Here is a 1,162-nt window from a genome sequence, read left to right on the forward strand (position 1 = left end):
CCTCCGCCGACGGCGTCACCACGATCAAGTTCGTCGCCGCCGACTACGGCTCGAACGGCCAGAACCCGAGCCAGGCGTACTGGCAGGGCGTGATCTCCGCCTTCGAGCAGCAGAACCCCAAGATCAAGGTCGACCTCCAGGTCATCAACTGGAACGACCTCGACACCCAGGTCAAGACGATGGTGCAGAACGGCAACCAGCCGGACATCCTGCAGACCGGCGGCTACGCCGACTTCGCCAAGAACGGCCAGCTCTACCCCGCCCAGGACGTCCTCTCCGCCGGCACCGCAGCCGACTTCATCCCCTCGCTGGCGCACGCCGGCGAACAGGACGGCACCCAGTACGGGATCCCGTTCGTCTCCAGCGCCCGGATGTTCCTGATCAACAACGCGCTCTTCAAGAAGGCCGGCCTCGACCCGGCCAAGGCGCCCAAGACCTGGGCCGACCTCACCGCCGCCGCCACCGCGCTGAAGAACGCCGGCGTGGAGATCCCGCTCGGCGTGCCGCTGGGCAAGGAGGAGGCCCAGGGCGAGTCGTTCATCTGGATGCTGGAGAACCACGGCGGCTACCAGGACGACAAGGGCAAGTACACCATCAACTCGCAGGCCAACATCGACACCTTCACCCAGCTCAAGAGCTGGGTGGACGCGGGCCTGACCGAGCAGAGCCCGGCCTCCGTCAACCGCACCGACCTGGCGAAGGACTTCGCCTCCGGCAAGGTCGGCATGCTCAACGGCATCCCCACCCAGCTGAAGGACGTCAAGAACATGGACGTCACGTGGACCGCGCTGCCCGGCAAGGACGGCGTCTCCAAGACCACTCTCGGCGTCGGCGACTGGGTGATGGCCTTCAAGAAGGGCGGCCACAAGGACCAGATCAAGGCCTTCCTCGACTTCGCCTACACCAAGGACAACACGGTGAAGTTCGACAAGGAGTACAGCCTGATGCCGGTCACCCAGTCCGCCCTCACCGCGCTCCAGGCCGACCCGGACGAGAAGTCCCTGACGCCGTTCCTGCAGATCCTGCCCACCGCCACCTTCTACCCGCTCAGCGACCCGACCTGGCCCGCCGTCTCCGCGCAGGTCAAGACCCAGATCGGCAGCGCGGCCACCGACCCGAAGAAGACCCTCGACGCACTCCAGCAGGCCGCCCAGCAGGCCAG

1 protein-coding gene is annotated in these 1,162 nt (G+C 66.5%); it reads left to right on the forward strand.

What is annotated here, in order from left to right; all coding sequences use genetic code 11:
• On the forward strand, positions 1-1,162 hold a 1,162-nt coding region (locus ACGF12_RS38290), incomplete at both ends, for an extracellular solute-binding protein (protein ID WP_393041190.1).

Source organism: Kitasatospora sp. NPDC048296, from assembly GCF_043201815.1.
Classification (GTDB): domain Bacteria; phylum Actinomycetota; class Actinomycetes; order Streptomycetales; family Streptomycetaceae; genus Kitasatospora.